A 16,624-nucleotide genomic window follows, 5' to 3' on the forward strand; every position below is an offset into this window, starting at 1 on the left:
CTAGCCGCCCACCGACCAGGTGAAACGCGGCTCGCGCCGCTCCAGGAACGCCGCCACGCCCTCCGCGGTGTCGCTGCTCCGAGCCGCCTGCCCGGCCCAGTGCGCCACACGGGAGGGGTCCGGATCCGGGGCCGTGAAGTCCTTGGCCGCGGCCTGGGTGAGCTGGGAACGGGTGGCCAGCAGGCCCGCGTACTCCTCGACGCGCTTGTCCAGGGCGCCGTCCGGCAGTACCTCGTCCACCAGCCCGGTGCGCAGGGCGCGTTCGTGGTCGATCAGCTCGGCGGAGAAGAGCAGGTGCTTCGCGGTGGACGGGCCGACCAGGCCGGTCAGCCGACGCGTCGACGAGGCCGGGTAGACGATCCCGAGCCGTGCCGGGGTGACCCCGAAGCGCGCGCCCTCGGCGGCGAAGCGCAGGTCGCAGGCGGCCGCGAGCTGGCAGCCGCCGCCGACGCAGAAGCCCCGGACGGCCGCCAGGGACGGCTTGGGGAAGGCGGCCAGCGCCTCCTCGGCCTCGACGGCCGCGCCCTGCGCCGCCCCGGGGCCGCTGGCCGCGTCGCGCAGGTCGGAGATGTCGGCGCCCGCGCAGAAGGTCCCGTCGGCGCCGGTGAGCACCAGCACCCGTACGGCGGGGTCGTCGGCCAGCCGGGCCAGCAGGCGCGGCAGTTCCCGCCACATCCGCAGCGTCATGGCGTTGCGCTTGGCCGGGTTGCTGATGGTCACGGTGGCGGTGGCGCCCGCCGTCTCCAGCAGCAGACCGGGCCCGGACGGGTCGGACATGCCCGCGTCCCCCACTCGTCGTGTCGTCGTGCCGCGGTGCGGCCCGGGCGATCCTACCGGGGGCCCACCCGGGGAATCGGGGTATACGTCCCCTAGCCGGTTCCGACTGGCTCCCGACGCGTTCAAGGAGGCGGCCATGGCCCCGTTCAAGGGACGCAAGAAGTACCCGGATCCCCCGGAGGCCGGGATCAAGCGGAGTTTCGGCTGGGTCGCCGTTCTCGGCGCGGTCCTCGTCGTCTGCGGCCTGATCGGGCTCTTCTACGTGGCGTTCGCGACCATCACCTCGATGGTGCTGTTCGGCTGGCTGCTCCTCATCGGCGGCATCGTGGGGCTGGCGCAGGCCGTCCAGAACCGCGAGATCAACTACTTCTGGCTGGCCCTGGTGGTCGCGGCCCTCTACATCGCGGCGGGCGTGGTCGTCATCCGCAACCCGGCGGAGACGGCCGCGGCCCTCACGATGTTCGCCGCACTGCTCTTCCTGACCGGCGGGATCTTCCGGTTGTTCGGCGGACTGGTGGTACGCGGGCCGCAGATGGTGTGGACGCTGATCCAGGGGGCGATCGGCATCCTGCTGGCCGTCCTGGTGCTGGCGAACTGGCCGCACAGCAGTGTCTACGTGATCGGCGCCTTCTTCTCGCTGGCGCTGCTCTTCGACGGTCTGGGCCTGCTCGGGGCGGGCCTGGGAGGCCGGCGGATCGTCGGCATGGTGGCCGATGCCCGGCAGACGCCACTGGAGCATTGAAACCGGTTACCGGCGCGTCATCAGGGCTCATCGAGCCCACCAACTCCGGTCACCCCGTGTCGCAGGCGGTCGAAAGATACGGATTTACGGTCAGCGACTCGGGGTGGAGTGCTGAGCTGCCGACACTCGGAACGTGAGGCGGACCCCGTCGCCGCCCAGCGGGCCGGGAAGGGGGGACCGCGGGGAGCATCGCTGAATGCGAGGGTGAACGCCGCCATGGACGTACGCGGGAGCGTCCCGCCCGAACCGGTGCCGCCGGTGGCACCGGACTTTCCGCGCCCCTACGAGGGTGTGTGGCGCTTCACCGCCTCCGCGCTGGACTCCTCGGTGCCGCAGGCCCGGCACGCCGTACGGGACCTGCTGGTACGGCAGCGCGTCCCGGTCGACGACGATCTGCTGCAGGGCCTGCTGCTGATCGTCTCCGAACTGGTGACGAACGCGGTGCGGCACGCCGCCCTGCTCTCCCCGGAGATCGCGGTGGAGGTCGCCGTCGGCCTCGACTGGGTCCGCGTCGCGGTGGAGGACAACCATCCCTACCGCCCCAAGGCGCTCCAGGTGGACGACGCGGACACCGGTGGGCGCGGCCTGCTGCTGGTCAAGTCGGTCACCGCCGAGGCGGGCGGGATGTGCGACGTGCAGCAGACCGCCACCGGGGGAAAGGTCATCTGGGCGGCGCTTCCGCTGCAGCCCGGCGCTCCTTTGCTCTGAGGGGCGAGGGCTACCAGCCGGCGCCCTCGCCCGTGAGCTCCCGCACGGCGGGCAGCGCCGCCCCCAGTACGGTCGGGAACCAGGCGGAGAACGGCCCGGACTCCTGCAGTGCGGCCAGCTCCCGCGGCGTCACGAAGGCGGTCTCGCCGATCTCCTCGGGGTCCGGGTGCAGCGGCGCCGTCATCAGCCCCACGAAGAGGTGGTTGTACTCCTGCTCCACCAGGCCCGACGCCGGGTCCGGGTGGTTGTAGCGGACCGTGCCGGCCTCCCGCAGCGACGCGGGGGCGGCGCCCAGTTCCTCGGCGGTGCGGCGTGCCGCGGCGACGAAGGGCGGCTCCTGCGGGTAGGGGTGGCCGCAGCAGGTGTTGGACCACACGCCGGGGGAGTGGTACTTGCCGAGGGCGCGGCGCTGCAGCAGCAGCCGGCCCTCGCCGTCGAAGAGGAAGACCGAGAAGGCCCGGTGGAGCCGGCCCGGCGGCAGGTGCGCCGAGAGCTTCTCCGCGGTACCGATCGTCACGCCGGTCTCGTCGACCAGTTCGAGCATGATCGGAGCCGAGGCGCCGTTGGAGGAGGGGTCCGGGGCAGGGCTGAGGGGCCGGCCGGCAGCGGGACTCGTGGGCATGGCCATCCTTTTCATCGACGACTGGACCTCAGTCTGCCTCACGCGAGGGGCCGGGACGTCGTCGCAGCGCGCTCAATGTCGGTCACCGTGTGTCGATCGGCGCTGTCGCCGGGTCAGTGGCACAGCCGCGCCTCGTGCTCCGCGTGGCCGCCGGGTTCCAGCTGGAATGTGCAGTGCTCCACGTCGAAGTGGGTGCCCAGGCAGCCCTGCAGGTCGTGCAGCACCTTCTCGTGGCCCACGGCGTCCAGGGTCTCCGGGCTCACCACCACGTGGGCGGAGAGCACCGGCATGCCCGACGTGATGGTCCACACGTGCAGGTCGTGCAGCCCTTCGACACCGGGCAGCCCGAGGATGTGGCTGCGGACCTCGGCCATGTCGACGTCCCGGGGGGCGGCCTCCAGCAGCACGTCGATGGCCTCCCGCAGCAGCTTCCATGTCCGCGGGACGATCATCACACCGATCAGCAACGAGGCCCCCGGGTCGGCCTGCTGCCACCCGGTGGTCAGGATCACCACGGCCGCCACGACCACCGCGAGCGAGCCCAGGGCGTCCGCCATGACCTCCAGGAAGGCCCCGCGCACGTTCAGGCTCTCGCGCTGGCCGCGCATCAGCAGAAGGAGTGACACCGAGTTGGCCACCAGGCCGACCACACCGAAGACGACGGTGAGCCCGCCCTCGACCTCGGCCGGGGCGATCAGCCGGGAGACGGCCTGGTAGAAGATGTACGCGCCCACGCCGAACAGCAGCACGGCGTTGGCCACCGCCGAGAGGATCTCCGCCCGGGCCAGGCCGAAGGTGCGGCGCTCGCTCGGCGGGCGGTTGGCGAAGTGGATCGCCACCAGCGACATCGCCAGGCCCGCCGCGTCCGTGGCCATGTGGCCCGCGTCGGCGAGCAGCGCGAGGGAACCGGTGAGGGCGCTGCCCACCACCTCCGCCACGAGGATCAGCAGCGTGATGCCGAGTGCGATCCGCAGCCGGCCGCGGAACTCCGCCGCGGCCGTGCCGGTCAGCCCGGCCGCGGATCCGTGCGTGTGGCCGTGGTCGTGCGCGTGCCCTGCCCCCATCGCCTGGGACTCCCCTCTCGCCGTCCGTGCTCACACGCCCGCCGGCGTCGGCCGGCGTGCCCCAGTGAACAACGGTGACCGTCCGTGGGCAACTCGCCACTGGTCACCGTTGTCATGTGCGGTGACCTGCGGCGATGGTCCGGGTACGGGGCGTGTTCCGGAGAACGGCGCGGAGTCAGGGGCGGCGGGCCTCCGGATGGCGCAGGCACCAGCCCTGCCACGCCGACTCGACCATCTCCCGCACCCCGCGCACGGCGGTCCAGCCCAGTTCCTTCCGGATCAGCTCGGCCGACGCCACCACGCTCGCCGGGTCCCCGGCACGCCGCGGGGTGACCACCGGCGTCACCTCCGGGTAGCCGGCGACCTCGGTGACGAGGTCGATCAGTTCACGGACGGAGACGCCCTCGCCGCGGCCGATGTTGACGGTCAGGTCCTCGGCGGCCTCGCGGCCGGTGACCCAGCGGGCGGCCGCCAGGTGGGCGTCGGCCAGGTCCTCGACGTGGATGTAGTCACGCACGCACGTGCCGTCGGGGGTCGGGTAGTCGTCGCCGAAGATCAGCGGGGCCTCGCCCTCGGTGAGCTTCTGGAACACCATCGGGACCACGTTGAAGACCCCGGTGTCGGCGAGCTCCGGCACGGCCGCGCCCGCCACGTTGAAGTAGCGCAGACAGGCCGTGGAGATCCCGTGCGCCCTGCCCGCCGCCCGCACCAGCCACTCGCCGGCCAGCTTGGTCTCCCCGTAGGGGCTGATGGGCAGGCACGGCGTGGACTCGGTCACCAGCGGCACGTCCGGCAGGCCGTACACCGCGGCGGAGGAGGAGAAGACGAAACGGCCGATCCCGGCCGCCGCCACCGCCTCCAGGAGAGTGCCGAGGCCGCCCAGGTTCTCCCGGTAGTACCGCAGCGGCTGCTCCACGGACTCGCCGACCTGCTTCCGCGCCGCCAGGTGCACGACACCCGTGACACCGTGTTCGGCGATCGTGCGGTCCAGCAGGTCCCGGTCGAGTGTGGAACCGGTCACCCTCGGCACGTCGGCAGGGACCCGGGAGGCCACGCCCGCCGAGCCGTCGTCGTAGACCACCACGCGCTCCCCGGCGCGGGTCATCGCCCGCACGACATGGGAGCCGATGAATCCCGTGCCACCTGTGATCAGCCACGTCATGACGCTCACCCTATCGGCGGATGCGCACCGGGGGTTGTCCCTTCGCCCGCGACCGGTGATGATGATCGCGCCACCTGCGCGAAGGTCAGGGAAACAGTCGATGAACGGAACCTTCCGGGAATCCGATACCCTCGGCCGTCGCAGCCGCCCTGACATGGCGCGCCCGGGTGACCGGCGGGCATGTCCGGAGCCCGGCGCCGCCCGCCCGTCCATTGTGTGTCCCAGGGAGTGAGTCCGTCTGTCGACCGCCATCCTCACCGGTCCGCCGGTCGCGGGTTCACCGATCGAGGGCGACCTGCGCGGCCTCGGTTTCGACGTGGTCGCGGCGGACGACGCCGGTGCCCTCGCGGCACGCCTCGCCGCCGTCCCGCCCGCCGAGCGCGTCGCGGTCGTCGACCCGCGCTTCGTCGGCCATGTGCACGCGCTGCGGCTCGCGCTGACCGACCCCCGCTTCGACGCCGCCGCCGTGCCGGGTGCCCTGTCCGTCCAGCCGGCCGCCCGTCCCGCGCTCGTACGGGCGCTGGCGCCGGCCGGCGACCGGGAGCGGGTCGCGGGCGGTACCGCCGTCGCCGTCACCGCGAGCCTGCCCGACGAGCTCGCTGTCGCGCTGGACGCCGAGGGCGTCGCGGTGCGGCGTCCGGAACTCGGCGTCCTGGTCGCCCGGGTACCGGCCGACGCGGAGGAGCGGGTGCGGGCCGGCGAGGCCGTCGCCGCCGTGGACGACGAGGCGGTGCGCCTGCGCAGCGCCGTGAAGTCCGAGGACGGCTTCTTCACCACGCACTTCATCAGCCCCTACTCCCGCTACCTCGCGCGCTGGTGTGCCCGGCACGGGCTCACGCCGAACCAGGTGACGACCGCCTCCCTGCTGGTCGCCCTGGTCGCCGCCGCCTGCGCCGCCACCGGCACCCGTCCCGGGTTCGTCGCGGCGGGTGTGCTGCTCATCGCGTCCTTCGTACTGGACTGCACCGACGGGCAGCTCGCCCGCTACTCGCTGCAGTACTCCACGCTCGGCGCCTGGCTCGACGCCACCTTCGACCGTGCCAAGGAGTACGCGTACTACGCGGGCCTCGCGCTCGGCGCGGCCCGCGGCGGCGGCAGCGACGACGTGTGGGCGCTCGCCCTCGGCGCGATGGTCCTGCAGACCTGCCGCCACATGGTCGACTTCGCGTTCACCGAGGCCAACTACGACGCGGACGCGAAGACCAGCCCCACGGCCGCCCTGTCCGACCGGCTCGACCGGGTCGGCTGGACGGTGTGGATACGCAGGATCATCGTGCTGCCCATCGGCGAACGCTGGGCGCTGATCGCGATACTCACCGCGGCCGCCACACCGCGCGTCACCTTCGTGGTACTGATCATCGGCTGCGTCTTCGCCGCCTGCTACACCACCGCCGGCCGGGTCCTGCGCTCGCTGACCCGCAGGGCCGTACGCACCGACCGCGCCGCCGCCGCGCTGGCCGAGCTCACCGACACCGGGCCCCTCGCCGAGGCCGTCGCCCGCCTGCTGCGCGGCCGCGGTCTGCCGGCCGCCGCCGCGGTGGGCGCGGCAGTGATGATCGCCACGTCACTGGCGGCCCCGGCGGGCAGCTGGTGGCCGCTCGCGGCCGCCGCCGTCTCCGTCGTCACCTCGGGTCTCGCGGTCGCGGGATCGCTCAAGGGCGCTCTCGACTGGCTGGTCCTGCCCCTCTTCAGGGTGACCGAGTACGGCACCGTGCTGGCCCTCGCGGCCGTCTCCGATGTGAACGGGGCCTTGCCGGCGGCTTTCTGTCTGGTTGCCGCGGTCGCCTACCATCACTACGACACGGTGTACCGCATCCGCGGCGGTACCGGGGCGCCCCCGCGGGCCCTGGTACGCGCGACGGGCGGGCACGAGGGAAGGACGCTGCTGGTCGCGGCCGCGTCCGTGGCCCTGGCGCACAGCACGGGATTCACGGTGGCGCTGACGGTTCTCGCCGTCGTACCAGCCCTGCTGGTGCTCACCGAGAGCATCCGCTTCTGGGTGTCCTCGGGGGCGCCCGCCCTGCACGACGAAACAGGAGAACCCGCATGATCGGCCTCGTGCTGGCGGCCGGCGCCGGACGGCGTCTTCGCCCCTACACCGACACCCTGCCCAAGGCCCTGGTGCCGGTGGACCCGGCGGGCGAGGGCAGGACAACGGTCCTGGACCTGACCCTGCGCAACTTCGCCGAGGTCGGGCTGACCGATGCCGTCGTCGTCGTGGGCTACCGCAAGGAGGCCGTGCACGAGCGCCTCACCGCGCTGGAGGCCAAGTACGGCGTCAAGCTCCACCTCGTCGAGAACGACAAGGCCGAGGAGTGGAACAACGCCTACTCCCTGTGGTGCGCCCGTGACGTGCTGGCCGAGGGCGCGATCCTCGCCAACGGCGACACGGTGCACCCCGTCTCCGTCGAGCAGACCCTGCTGGAGGCCCGCGGCGGCGCCCGCCGCATCATCCTGGCCCTGGACACGGTCAAGAAACTGGCCGACGAGGAGATGAAGGTCGTCACGGCCGAGGGGCAGGGCGTGCGGCGGATCACCAAGCTGATGGACCCCGCCGCGGCCACCGGCGAGTACATCGGCGTCACGCTCATCGAGAGCGCCGCCGCCGCCGACCTGGCCGACGCGCTGAAGGCCACCTACGAGCGCGACCCGCAGCTGTACTACGAGGACGGCTACCAGGAACTGGTCGACCGCGGCCTGCGCGTCGACGTCGCGCCCATCGGCGAGGTCCCCTGGGTCGAGATAGACAACCACGACGACCTGAACCGGGCCCGGGAGATCGCGTGCCGGTACTGACGAGGCTCATACCCTCGCCGGTCGTCGTCGACATCCGTGCCGGGGCACTCGACGACCTGGCGGTCGTCCTGGCGGACCAGCGGATATCCAGCTCCGGCCGGCTGGCCGTCGCGGTCAGCGGCGGCTCCGGCCAGGTGCTGCGCGAGCGGCTGGCCCCGGCGCTGCCCGGCGCCGAGTGGTTCGAGGTGGCCGGCGGCACCATCGACGGCGCCGTCGGACTCGCCGAGGCCATGCGCGGCAAGCGCTACGACGCCGTGGTGGCCCTGGGCGGCGGCAAGATCATCGACGCCGCCAAGTACGCGGCCGCCCGCGTCGGCCTGCCGGTGGTGGCCGTCGCGACCAACCTGGCGCACGACGGCCTGTGCTCGCCGGTGTCCACGCTGGACAACGACAACGGCCGCGGCTCCTACGGCGTGCCGAGCCCGATCGCCATGGTGATCGACCTCGACGTGGTACGCGAGGCCCCGGCCCGGTTCGTGCGGTCCGGCATCGGCGACGCGATCTCCAACATCTCCTGCATCGCGGACTGGGAGCTGTCCCACCGCGAGACGGGTGAGCCCATCGACGGCCTGGCCGCCGCGATGGCCCGTACCGCCGGCGAGTCCGTGCTGCGCCACCCCGGAGGCATAGGGGACGACGAGTTCCTGACCGTCCTCGCCGAGGCGCTGGTGCTCACCGGTATCGCCATGTCGATCAGCGGTGACAGCCGGCCCGCTTCGGGCGCCTGTCACGAGATCAGCCACGCGATCGACCTGCTCCACCCGCGGCGCGCCGCCGCCCACGGTGAACAGGTCGGCATCGGCGCCGCGTTCGCGATGTTCCTGCGCGGCGCCGAGGAACAGTCGAAGCTCTTCGCGGAGACGCTGCGCACTCATGGACTGCCGGTCACGCCGGGCGAGATCGGCTTCACCGAGGACGAGTTCGTCGAGGCCGTCGCCTACGCACCACAGACCCGCCCGGGGCGCTACACGATCCTCGAGCACCTGGAACTTTCCACCGACGAGATCAGGGACGCATACGCCGACTATGCCAAAACCATCGGTAGCTGAACTGCGCCCGGTCGTTCACCCCGCAGGGCTGAAGGACCGCCGCAGCGGTGAGCACTGGGCCGGGCGCATCTACATGCGCGAGATCTCCCTGCGCTGGACCCGCCATCTGGTGAACAGCCGGGTGACGCCCAACCAGCTCACGTATCTGATGATCGTCGCGGGCATCGCGGCCGGCGCGGCACTCCTGGTGCCGGGGCCGGTCGGAGCGGTGGCCGCGGCACTGCTGATCCAGCTGTACCTGCTGCTGGACTGCGTGGACGGCGAGGTCGCCCGCTGGCGCAAGCAGACCTCGATCACCGGCGTGTACCTGGACCGGGTGGGCCACTACCTGTCCGAGGCCGCGCTGCTGATCGGCTTCGGCGTGCGCGCCGCCGACCTGTTCCACCGGGACGGCGCGAGCACGCAGTGGGGCTGGGCGTTCCTCGGGACGCTGGCCGCGCTGGGCGCGATCCTGATCAAGGCGGAGACCGACCTGGTGGACGTCGCCCGCGCCCGCAGCGGCCTGCCCGCGGTGCAGGACGAGGCCTCCGTGCCGCGTTCGTCCGGTCTGGCGCTGGCCCGCCGTGCCGCGGCCGCCCTGAAGTTCCACCGCCTGGTCGGCGGGGTCGAGGCCTCGCTGCTGATCCTGGCCGCCGGTGTCGCGGACTCCTTCCACGGCGACCTGCTGTTCACCCGGATCGCGGTGTGCGCCCTGGCCGCCATAGCCGTCCTGCAGACGCTGCTGCACCTGGTCTCGATCCTCGCGTCGAACAGGCTGAGGTGAGCGCGGTGGGGACGTCGGCGGAATCCGTCCGCCTCGGCGCGGTGATCATCACCATGGGCAACCGTCCGGAGGAGCTGCGCGACCTGCTGGACTCGGTCGCCAAGCAGACCGGCCCGGCGATAGAGGTCGCCGTGGTCGGCAACGGCTCGCCGCTGCCCGAGCTGCCGCCCGGCGTGCGGTCCGTGGAACTGCCCGAGAACCTGGGCATACCCGGCGGACGCAACGTCGGCATCGAGGTCTTCGGGCCGGGCGGCCGGGACGTCGACGTCCTGCTGTTCCTGGACGACGACGGGCTGCTGCCAAACGAGGACACCGCGGTCCTGGTCCGTGAGGCCTTCGCCGACGACCCCCACCTCGGCATCGTCAGCTTCCGGATCGCCGATCCGGAGTCCGGCGTCACCCAGCGCCGCCACGTCCCCCGGCTGCGGGCCTCCGACCCGATGCGCTCCTCGCGTGTCACGACCTTCCTGGGCGGCGCCAATGCCGTCCGGACCAAGGTCTTCCAGCAGGTCGGCGGGTTGCCGGACGAGTTCTTCTACGCCCATGAGGAGACCGACCTCGCCTGGCGGGCCCTCGACGCGGGCTGGCTGATCGACTACCGCTCGGACATGGTCCTCTACCACCCGCTGACCGCCCCGAGCCGCCACGCGGTCTACCACCGCATGGTGGCCCGCAACCGCGTGTGGCTCGCCCGGCGCAATCTGCCCTGGACGCTGATACCGGCGTACCTGGGCGTCTGGATGCTGTTGACCCTGCTGCGGCGGCCGTCGCGACCGGCGCTGCGCGCCTGGTTCGGCGGGTTCCGGGAGGGCTGGACGACCCCTTGCGGCCCGCGCCGGCCCATGCGGTGGTCCACCGTCTGGCGGCTCGCCCGACTGGGCCGGCCCCCGATCATCTGACAAGCTCGAAAGTCGACAGGACACGGCGCGTCCGGTGCCCCCGCCGGACGCGCACCCACGGGACGAAAGTGTCGACAGTGAGCGAGACAACGCACGACGGTACGGTCGCCACGGGTGCCGGATCGGCGTCGTCCGCGGACGACGGTCTGACCCCGGCCGAGCTCGCGGCCAAGTACGGCCTCGCCGTCAGCGGCGCCCGGCCGGGACTGCCCGCCTACGTGCGGCAGTTGTGGGGCCGCAGGCACTTCATCTCGTCGTTCGCCAGGGCCCGGGTCTCCGCGCAGTACACCCAGGCCCGGCTGGGCCAGCTGTGGCAGGTGCTGACGCCCCTGCTCAACGCCGCCGTCTACTACTTCATCTTCGGCCTGCTGCTCGGCACCGACCGCGGCGTGGACAACTTCATCGCGTTCCTGGTCACCGGGGTCTTCGTCTTCACCTACACGCAGTCCTCGGTGATGGCCGGGGTCCGCTCGGTCTCCGGCAACCTCGGCCTGATCCGGGCGCTGCACTTCCCCCGGGCCTCGCTGCCGCTGGCGCTCACGCTCGTGCAGTTGCAGCAATTGCTGATGTCGATGTTCGTGCTGCTGGCCATCGTGCTCATGACCGGTGAGGTGCCGCGCACGGCCTGGCTGCTCGTCGTGCCGGCGCTGCTGCTGCAGTCGCTGTTCAACGCGGGACTCGCGATGGTCATGGCACGGCTGGGCAGCAAGATGACCGACTTGGCGCAGCTCATGCCGTTCATCCTGCGCACGTGGATGTACACCTCGGGCGTGATGTACAGCATCACGCACTTCACGGCCCACGCCCCGGCGCCGGTCCAGCTGGCCCTGCAGCTCAATCCGGCGGCCGTCTACATCGACCTCGTACGCTTCGCGCTGATCGACAGCTTCACCGCGGACCAGCTGCCCCCGCATGTCTGGGCCGTCGCACTGGGCTGGGCTCTGGCGATGGGTGTCGGCGGTTTTGTGTACTTCTGGAAGGCCGAGGAGCGGTACGGCCGCGGCTGACCTCGAAATTCACCACGTGTTGGCCCCGCTGTAGTGAGGCGTGCGGTCGAAACGGTCATTCGGGACCTGTGTGGCTCCTGATTTTTACGGGACTTTGCCAGCACCCTGGAAGGCAACCCTCCGAATGTGCGTTGGAGCTTGCGGATCGACATCGTTGTGCACCCCGGCGCACGCCGGGGTGGCCCTGCGCCGTAAGCTGTAGCGGTACTCAATCGCCGGATCTCAGGTGATACGTCCGGAGAGTCGGTTCGGGTGCGCGGTGGCCCGGAGCAGGAGATATGGCAGCGGCGTGTCCGAAATTGGGTGTTATGGGCTATCAGTGTAGAACGGGGGATGTGACGGCTATGGCTCTGTGGACCCCTGGGGAGAAAGCGCCCACCGCCCGAACACCGGGATGTCCACGGTGACCGGCCTGCGCCCCGCGGCCTCGGGCGACACGGCCCCGGACACCCATTCACAGGCCGTCCTCGCCAAGGCGACCAGGGAGAACTTCCCCGTCGCCCCCTTCTTCCTGCCCCGCTCCTGGCGGGGTGACCTCATGGCGGTCTACGGCTACGCCCGGCTCGTGGACGACATCGGCGACGGCGACCTGGCCGGCGGCGGCCGCGAGGACGCCCTGCGCCTGGGGCTGCCCGCCGACGCCGCCGACGACCGCGTGGCCATGCTCGACGCCTTCGAGGCCGATCTGCGCCGGGTCTTCGACGGCCCGCCGGACACCGTCCGGCACCCCCTGCTCCGCGCCCTGCGGCCGACCGTGCAGCGGCACGGCCTCACCCCGGAGCCCTTTCTCGGCCTCGTGGAGGCCAACCGGCAGGACCAGCTCGTCCGCCGCTACGCCACGTACGAGGACCTGCTCGCCTACTGCGAGCTGTCGGCCAACCCGGTCGGCCGCCTCGTGCTGGGCATCACCGGCACCTCCACCCCCGAGCGGATCCGCCGCTCGGACGCGGTCTGCACCGCACTGCAGATCGTCGAGCACCTCCAGGACGTGACCGAGGACCTCGGCCGCGACCGCATCTACCTGCCCGCCGAGGACATGAAGCACTTCGGCGTGACCGAAACCGATCTCACCGCCGCGACCGCGGGCGCATCGGTGCGCGCGCTGGTGGCCCATGAGGCGGAACGCGCCCGCGATCTTCTGAATGAAGGCACCCCCTTGGTGGGTAGCGTCCACGGCAGGCTCAAGCTGCTGCTCGCCGGATTCGTCGGGGGAGGCCGCGCCGCCCTCCGGGCGATCGCGGACGCCGGGTACGACGTGCTGCCTGGGCCGCCGAAGGCGGGCAAGTACAGCCTCCTGCGCGAGGTGGGGTCGACATTGCGAAGAGAGGGGTGAGCCGGACAGTGAACGGCTCCGATCGCATGTCCGGACCGGTGCTCGCGGCGTACGCCTACTGCGAGAGCGTCACCGGCCACGAAGCCCGCAACTTCGCCTACGGCATCCGGCTGCTGCCCACCCCCAAACGGCAGGCGATGTCGGCTCTGTACGCCTTCTCCCGCCGGGTCGACGACATCGGCGACGGTGATCTCGCGCCCGCCGACAAGCAGGCCAGGCTGGACCAGACGCGCGCGGCGCTGGCCCGGGTCCGCGCCGGCGAGGTCACCGAGGAGGACACCGACCCCGTGGCGGTGGCCCTCGCCGACTCCGCGCGGCGCTTCCCGATCCCGCTCGGCGGGCTGGACGAGCTCATCGACGGCGTCCAGATGGACCTGCGCGGCGACACCTACGAGACCTGGGAGGACCTGGCGGCCTACTGCCGCTGTGTCGCCGGCGCCATCGGCCGGCTCTCGCTCGGCGTCTTCGGGACGGCGACCTCCGCGGAGGAGCGCGAGCGCGCGGCCGAGTACGCCGACACCCTGGGGCTCGCCCTGCAACTCACCAACATCCTGCGGGACCTGCGCGAGGACGCGGGCAACGGGCGTACCTACCTGCCCGCCAACGACCTGGCGAAGTTCGGCTGTTCGGAGGGATTCCACTCCGACACCCCGCCGCAGGGCGCGGACTTCGCCGGCCTGATCGAGTTCGAGGTGCGCCGGGCCCGCGCCCTGTTCGCCGACGGCTACCGGCTGCTGCCCATGCTGGACCGCCGCAGCGGCGCCTGCGTCTCCGCGATGGCGGGCATCTACCGCCGGCTGCTGGAGCGCATCGCCGCCGACCCCGAGGCCGTGCTGCGCGGCCGGGTCTCGCTGCCCGCCCACGAGAAGGCGTACGTCGCGGCCCGCGGCCTGGCCGGACTCGACGCCCGCCGGGCGGCCAGGAGGCGCGTGTGACGCCCGCCCCAGCGGCCACGGGCGCGGCCGCCGCTCCCGGCGGCCCGTCCGGACCGGGCACGGAATCCGCTCCGCCGCGGACGAACCTGTTTTTCCGCCCCGGCGTGGCAACCGGCACCGTGTCCGGCGCGTCACTGTCGGCAACGGTACGGTGCGCCCCGCGGGGCGTGCCGAGGGGGAGGGCGCATGGCTGAGCACACGGCGGTCGTGGTCGGGGGCGGGCTCGCGGGCACGACCGCGGCCCTGGCCCTGGCCGACGCCGGGCTGCGCGTCACCCTGCTGGAGACGCGGCCCCGGCTGGGCGGCCTCGCCTTCTCGTTCCGGCGCGGCGACCTGACCGTCGACAACGGCCAGCATGTCTTCCTGCGCTGCTGCGACGCCTACCGCGGCTTCCTCGACAGGATCGACGCGAGCGACCTCGTCACCGTGCAGGACCGGCTCGACGTGCCCGTGCTCGACGTCGGCGGCGCGCGACCGCGGCTCGGCCGGTTGCGCCGCGCCGCGCTCCCGGTTCCACTGCACCTGGCCGCGAGCCTGGCCACCTACCCGCACCTGTCGCTCGCCGAGCGCGCCTCCGTCGGCCGGGCCGCGCTGGCGCTGCGCGGACTGGACCTGGACGATCCCGCGCTGGACGCCGTGGACTTCGGCAGCTGGCTGAGCCGGCGCGGGCAGTCGCCCCGCACGATCGAGGCCCTGTGGGACCTGGTCGGCGTCGCGACGCTCAACGCCACCGCCGACCGGTCCTCGCTCGCGCTGGCCGCGAAGGTCTTCAAGACCGGCCTGCTCTCCGACCCCGGCGCCGCCGACATCGGCTGGGCCGCCCGTCCGCTCGGCGAGCTGCACGACGACCGGGCCCGCACGGCCCTGGACAAGGCGGGCGTGCGCACCCTGCTGCGCGCCCGCGTCACCTCGGTCACCCGCACGGACGCGGCCGAGCCGGTACGGTCCGGCGCGGCCGCCGACACCCGCGGGAGCGGCGAGGGCGGCGTGGTCTGGGAGGTCGAGGCCGAGACCGGCCCCGGCCGCGGCGAGCGCGTCACCGCCGACGTCGTGGTGCTGGCCGTCCCGCAGCAGGAGGCGCACGGACTGCTGCCCGCGGGCGCCCTGGAGGACCCGGGCGCCCTGCTGCGCATCGGCACCGCGCCGATCCTCAACGTCCACGTCGTCTACGACCGCGAGGTGCAGCGGCAGCCGTTCTTCGCGGCCCTGGGCAGCCCCGTGCAGTGGGTCTTCGACCGTACGGAGCCCTCCGGGCTCACCGGCGGCGGCCAGTACCTCGCCCTGTCCCAGTCCGCGGCCGAGGAGGAGATCGACCTCCCGGTGGCGGAGCTGCGCAAGCGGTACCTGCCCGAGCTGGAGCGCCTGCTCCCGGCCGCGCGTGACGCGGTCGTCCGCGACTTCTTCGTCACCAGGGAGCGGACGGCGACCTTCGCGCCCGCCCCCGGTGTCGGCGCCCTGCGCCCCGGGACCCGTACCCGGGCACCGGGTGTGTGGCTCGCCGGTGCGTGGACTGCCACCGGCTGGCCCGCGACCATGGAAAGCGCAGTCCGCAGCGGTTTGCAAGCCTCCCGAGCAGCTTTGACCGCACTCCGCCATCCCTTCGACCCACGCCCCTTCGAAATCGAGGGCCTGGAGCCGGCATGAGCCTCACCAGTGCAACCCGAGGAGACAATGTGACCGCTGGCCACGAGCAGATGAACGCGGGCGTCGACAGAGCGACCGTGACCGCGCTGCTGGAGCGCGGCCGCGAGCTGTCCACGCCGGTGCTGCGCGCCGCCGTGGACCGTCTCGCACCCCCCATGGACACCGTCGCCGCCTACCACTTCGGGTGGATCGACGCCGCGGGCAACCCCACCCACGGTGACAGCGGCAAGGCCGTCCGTCCCGCACTCGCCCTGCTCTCCGCCGAGGCCGCGGGCGCGGGCCCGGAGACCGGCATCCCCGGCGCGGTCGCGGTCGAGCTGGTGCACAACTTCTCGCTGCTGCACGACGACCTGATGGACGGCGACGAGCAGCGCAGGCACCGCGACACGGTCTGGAAGGTGCACGGCCCCGCCCAGGCCATCCTGGTCGGTGACGCGCTGTTCGCGCTCGCGAACGAGATCCTGCTGGAGCAGGGCACCGCGGAGGCCGGCCGGGCCACCCGGCGGATCACCACCGCCACCCGGAAGCTGATCGACGGTCAGGCACAGGACATCTCCTTCGAGCACCGTGAGCGGGTCACCGTCCAGGAGTGCCTGGAGATGGAGGGCAACAAGACCGGCGCCCTGCTGGCCTGCGCCTCGTCCATCGGCGCGGTGCTCGGCGGCGCCTCCGAGGCGGATGCCGACGCCCTGGAGGAGTACGGGTACCACCTGGGCCTGGCCTTCCAGGCCATCGACGACCTGCTGGGCATCTGGGGCGACCCGGCGGCGACCGGCAAGCAGACCTGGAGCGACCTGCGCCAGCGCAAGAAGTCGTTGCCCGTGGTGGCCGCGCTGGCCGCGGGGGGTCCGGCCTCGGAGCGCCTGGCCGAGCTGCTGGCAGCGGATGCGAAGGCCGCGGATTCGTTGGACCGTAATGATATTGAGTCCTTCGACGAGGAAGAGTTCGCGACGAGGGCGGCGTTGATCGAGGAGGCTGGGGGTCGGGAGTGGACATCCCAGGAGGCCCGACGTCAGTACGCCACCGCAATTTCCGCACTCGACAAAATGGACATGTCGGGTGAAGTTCGCCGTAAGCTCGTGGGCCTGGCGGATTTTGTGGTGGTTCGCGAGAAGTAAGGACG

At 72.4% G+C, this 16,624-nt stretch carries 16 protein-coding genes; 12 read left to right on the plus strand and 4 right to left on the minus strand.

The window, feature by feature from the left end:
- A complete protein-coding gene (locus PV364_RS02510; protein WP_319657910.1) occupies positions 1-777 on the minus strand; it encodes an enoyl-CoA hydratase/isomerase family protein in 777 nt (258 codons plus the stop codon).
- Between the two features lie 136 nt (positions 778-913).
- Between PV364_RS02510 and PV364_RS02515 the strand changes: the two genes are divergently transcribed.
- Positions 914-1,519: an HdeD family acid-resistance protein gene (locus tag PV364_RS02515; protein WP_319657911.1), complete on the plus strand. Its 606-nt coding sequence runs from the start codon at positions 914-916 to the stop codon at positions 1,517-1,519.
- Positions 1,520-1,735: 216 nt separating this feature from the next.
- Entirely contained in the window at positions 1,736-2,227 is a 492-nt protein-coding gene (locus PV364_RS02520; protein ID WP_319657912.1) for an ATP-binding protein, read from the plus strand.
- 10 nt (positions 2,228-2,237) lie between these two features.
- Here the strand turns inward: PV364_RS02520 and idi are convergent, their stop codons facing one another.
- From idi to galE, 3 genes are all read right to left on the minus strand, one after another.
- A complete protein-coding gene (gene idi, locus PV364_RS02525; protein ID WP_319657913.1) occupies positions 2,238-2,849 on the minus strand; it encodes an isopentenyl-diphosphate Delta-isomerase in 612 nt (203 codons plus the stop codon).
- Positions 2,850-2,962: 113 nt separating this feature from the next.
- On the minus strand, positions 2,963-3,913 hold the full coding sequence (locus PV364_RS02530; protein WP_319657914.1) for a cation diffusion facilitator family transporter: 951 nt from the start codon (positions 3,911-3,913) through the stop codon (positions 2,963-2,965).
- 175 nt (positions 3,914-4,088) lie between these two features.
- Positions 4,089-5,075 (minus strand): UDP-glucose 4-epimerase GalE, encoded by a 987-nt coding sequence (galE, locus tag PV364_RS02535; RefSeq protein ID WP_319657915.1) that lies wholly within the window; start codon positions 5,073-5,075, stop codon positions 4,089-4,091.
- Positions 5,076-5,313: 238 nt separating this feature from the next.
- On the opposite strand from galE, the gene PV364_RS02540 reads away from it, so the two are divergent.
- From PV364_RS02540 to PV364_RS02585, 10 genes are all read left to right on the plus strand, one after another.
- Positions 5,314-7,125 carry a DUF5941 domain-containing protein gene (locus PV364_RS02540; RefSeq protein ID WP_319658340.1) on the plus strand — a complete coding sequence of 604 codons (1,812 nt, stop codon included), beginning with the start codon at positions 5,314-5,316 and terminating at the stop codon, positions 7,123-7,125.
- Entirely contained in the window at positions 7,122-7,871 is a 750-nt protein-coding gene (locus PV364_RS02545; RefSeq protein WP_319657916.1) for a phosphocholine cytidylyltransferase family protein, read from the plus strand. Before PV364_RS02540 ends, PV364_RS02545 begins: the two co-directional genes overlap by 4 nt.
- Positions 7,859-8,920: an iron-containing alcohol dehydrogenase family protein gene (locus PV364_RS02550; protein ID WP_319657917.1), complete on the plus strand. Its 1,062-nt coding sequence runs from the start codon at positions 7,859-7,861 to the stop codon at positions 8,918-8,920. The genes PV364_RS02545 and PV364_RS02550 overlap by 13 nt, the downstream gene beginning before the upstream one ends.
- Positions 8,898-9,683 (plus strand): CDP-alcohol phosphatidyltransferase family protein, encoded by a 786-nt coding sequence (locus PV364_RS02555; protein WP_319657918.1) that lies wholly within the window; start codon positions 8,898-8,900, stop codon positions 9,681-9,683. Before PV364_RS02550 ends, PV364_RS02555 begins: the two co-directional genes overlap by 23 nt.
- Before the next feature lie 53 nt (positions 9,684-9,736).
- On the plus strand, positions 9,737-10,582 hold the full coding sequence (locus PV364_RS02560) for a glycosyltransferase family 2 protein (protein ID WP_319658341.1): 846 nt from the start codon (positions 9,737-9,739) through the stop codon (positions 10,580-10,582).
- Positions 10,583-10,659: 77 nt separating this feature from the next.
- Positions 10,660-11,589, plus strand: coding sequence for an ABC transporter permease (locus tag PV364_RS02565; protein WP_319657919.1), 930 nt, complete (start codon positions 10,660-10,662; stop codon positions 11,587-11,589).
- A gap of 394 nt (positions 11,590-11,983) precedes the next feature.
- On the plus strand, positions 11,984-12,922 hold the full coding sequence (gene hpnC / locus PV364_RS02570) for a squalene synthase HpnC (RefSeq protein WP_319657920.1): 939 nt from the start codon (positions 11,984-11,986) through the stop codon (positions 12,920-12,922).
- 26 nt (positions 12,923-12,948) lie between these two features.
- Positions 12,949-13,857 carry a presqualene diphosphate synthase HpnD gene (hpnD, locus tag PV364_RS02575; protein WP_319658342.1) on the plus strand — a complete coding sequence of 303 codons (909 nt, stop codon included), beginning with the start codon at positions 12,949-12,951 and terminating at the stop codon, positions 13,855-13,857.
- A gap of 186 nt (positions 13,858-14,043) precedes the next feature.
- Positions 14,044-15,501, plus strand: a complete 1,458-nt coding sequence (gene hpnE / locus PV364_RS02580) for a hydroxysqualene dehydroxylase HpnE (protein ID WP_319657921.1) — start codon at positions 14,044-14,046, stop codon at positions 15,499-15,501.
- Positions 15,498-16,619: a polyprenyl synthetase family protein gene (locus tag PV364_RS02585; protein WP_319657922.1), complete on the plus strand. Its 1,122-nt coding sequence runs from the start codon at positions 15,498-15,500 to the stop codon at positions 16,617-16,619. The genes hpnE and PV364_RS02585 overlap by 4 nt, the downstream gene beginning before the upstream one ends.
- Positions 16,620-16,624 lie beyond the last annotated feature (5 nt).

The organism is Streptomyces sp. MI02-7b (assembly GCF_033793585.1).
Lineage (GTDB): Bacteria > Actinomycetota > Actinomycetes > Streptomycetales > Streptomycetaceae > Actinacidiphila.

Coding starts and splice junctions, on each gene's coding strand:
- PV364_RS02510 (WP_319657910.1), bottom strand. CDS start 777: ATGTCCGACCCGTCCGGGCCCGGTCTGCTGCTGGAGACGGCGGGCGCC.
- PV364_RS02515 (WP_319657911.1), top strand. CDS start 914: ATGGCCCCGTTCAAGGGACGCAAGAAGTACCCGGATCCCCCGGAGGCC.
- PV364_RS02520 (WP_319657912.1), top strand. CDS start 1,736: ATGGACGTACGCGGGAGCGTCCCGCCCGAACCGGTGCCGCCGGTGGCA.
- idi (WP_319657913.1), bottom strand. CDS start 2,849: ATGCCCACGAGTCCCGCTGCCGGCCGGCCCCTCAGCCCTGCCCCGGAC.
- PV364_RS02530 (WP_319657914.1), bottom strand. CDS start 3,913: ATGGGGGCAGGGCACGCGCACGACCACGGCCACACGCACGGATCCGCG.
- galE (WP_319657915.1), bottom strand. CDS start 5,075: ATGACGTGGCTGATCACAGGTGGCACGGGATTCATCGGCTCCCATGTC.
- PV364_RS02545 (WP_319657916.1), top strand. CDS start 7,122: ATGATCGGCCTCGTGCTGGCGGCCGGCGCCGGACGGCGTCTTCGCCCC.
- PV364_RS02555 (WP_319657918.1), top strand. CDS start 8,898: ATGCCAAAACCATCGGTAGCTGAACTGCGCCCGGTCGTTCACCCCGCA.
- PV364_RS02560 (WP_319658341.1), top strand. CDS start 9,737: ATGGGCAACCGTCCGGAGGAGCTGCGCGACCTGCTGGACTCGGTCGCC.
- hpnC (WP_319657920.1), top strand. CDS start 11,984: ATGTCCACGGTGACCGGCCTGCGCCCCGCGGCCTCGGGCGACACGGCC.
- hpnD (WP_319658342.1), top strand. CDS start 12,949: ATGTCCGGACCGGTGCTCGCGGCGTACGCCTACTGCGAGAGCGTCACC.
- hpnE (WP_319657921.1), top strand. CDS start 14,044: ATGGCTGAGCACACGGCGGTCGTGGTCGGGGGCGGGCTCGCGGGCACG.
- PV364_RS02585 (WP_319657922.1), top strand. CDS start 15,498: ATGAGCCTCACCAGTGCAACCCGAGGAGACAATGTGACCGCTGGCCAC.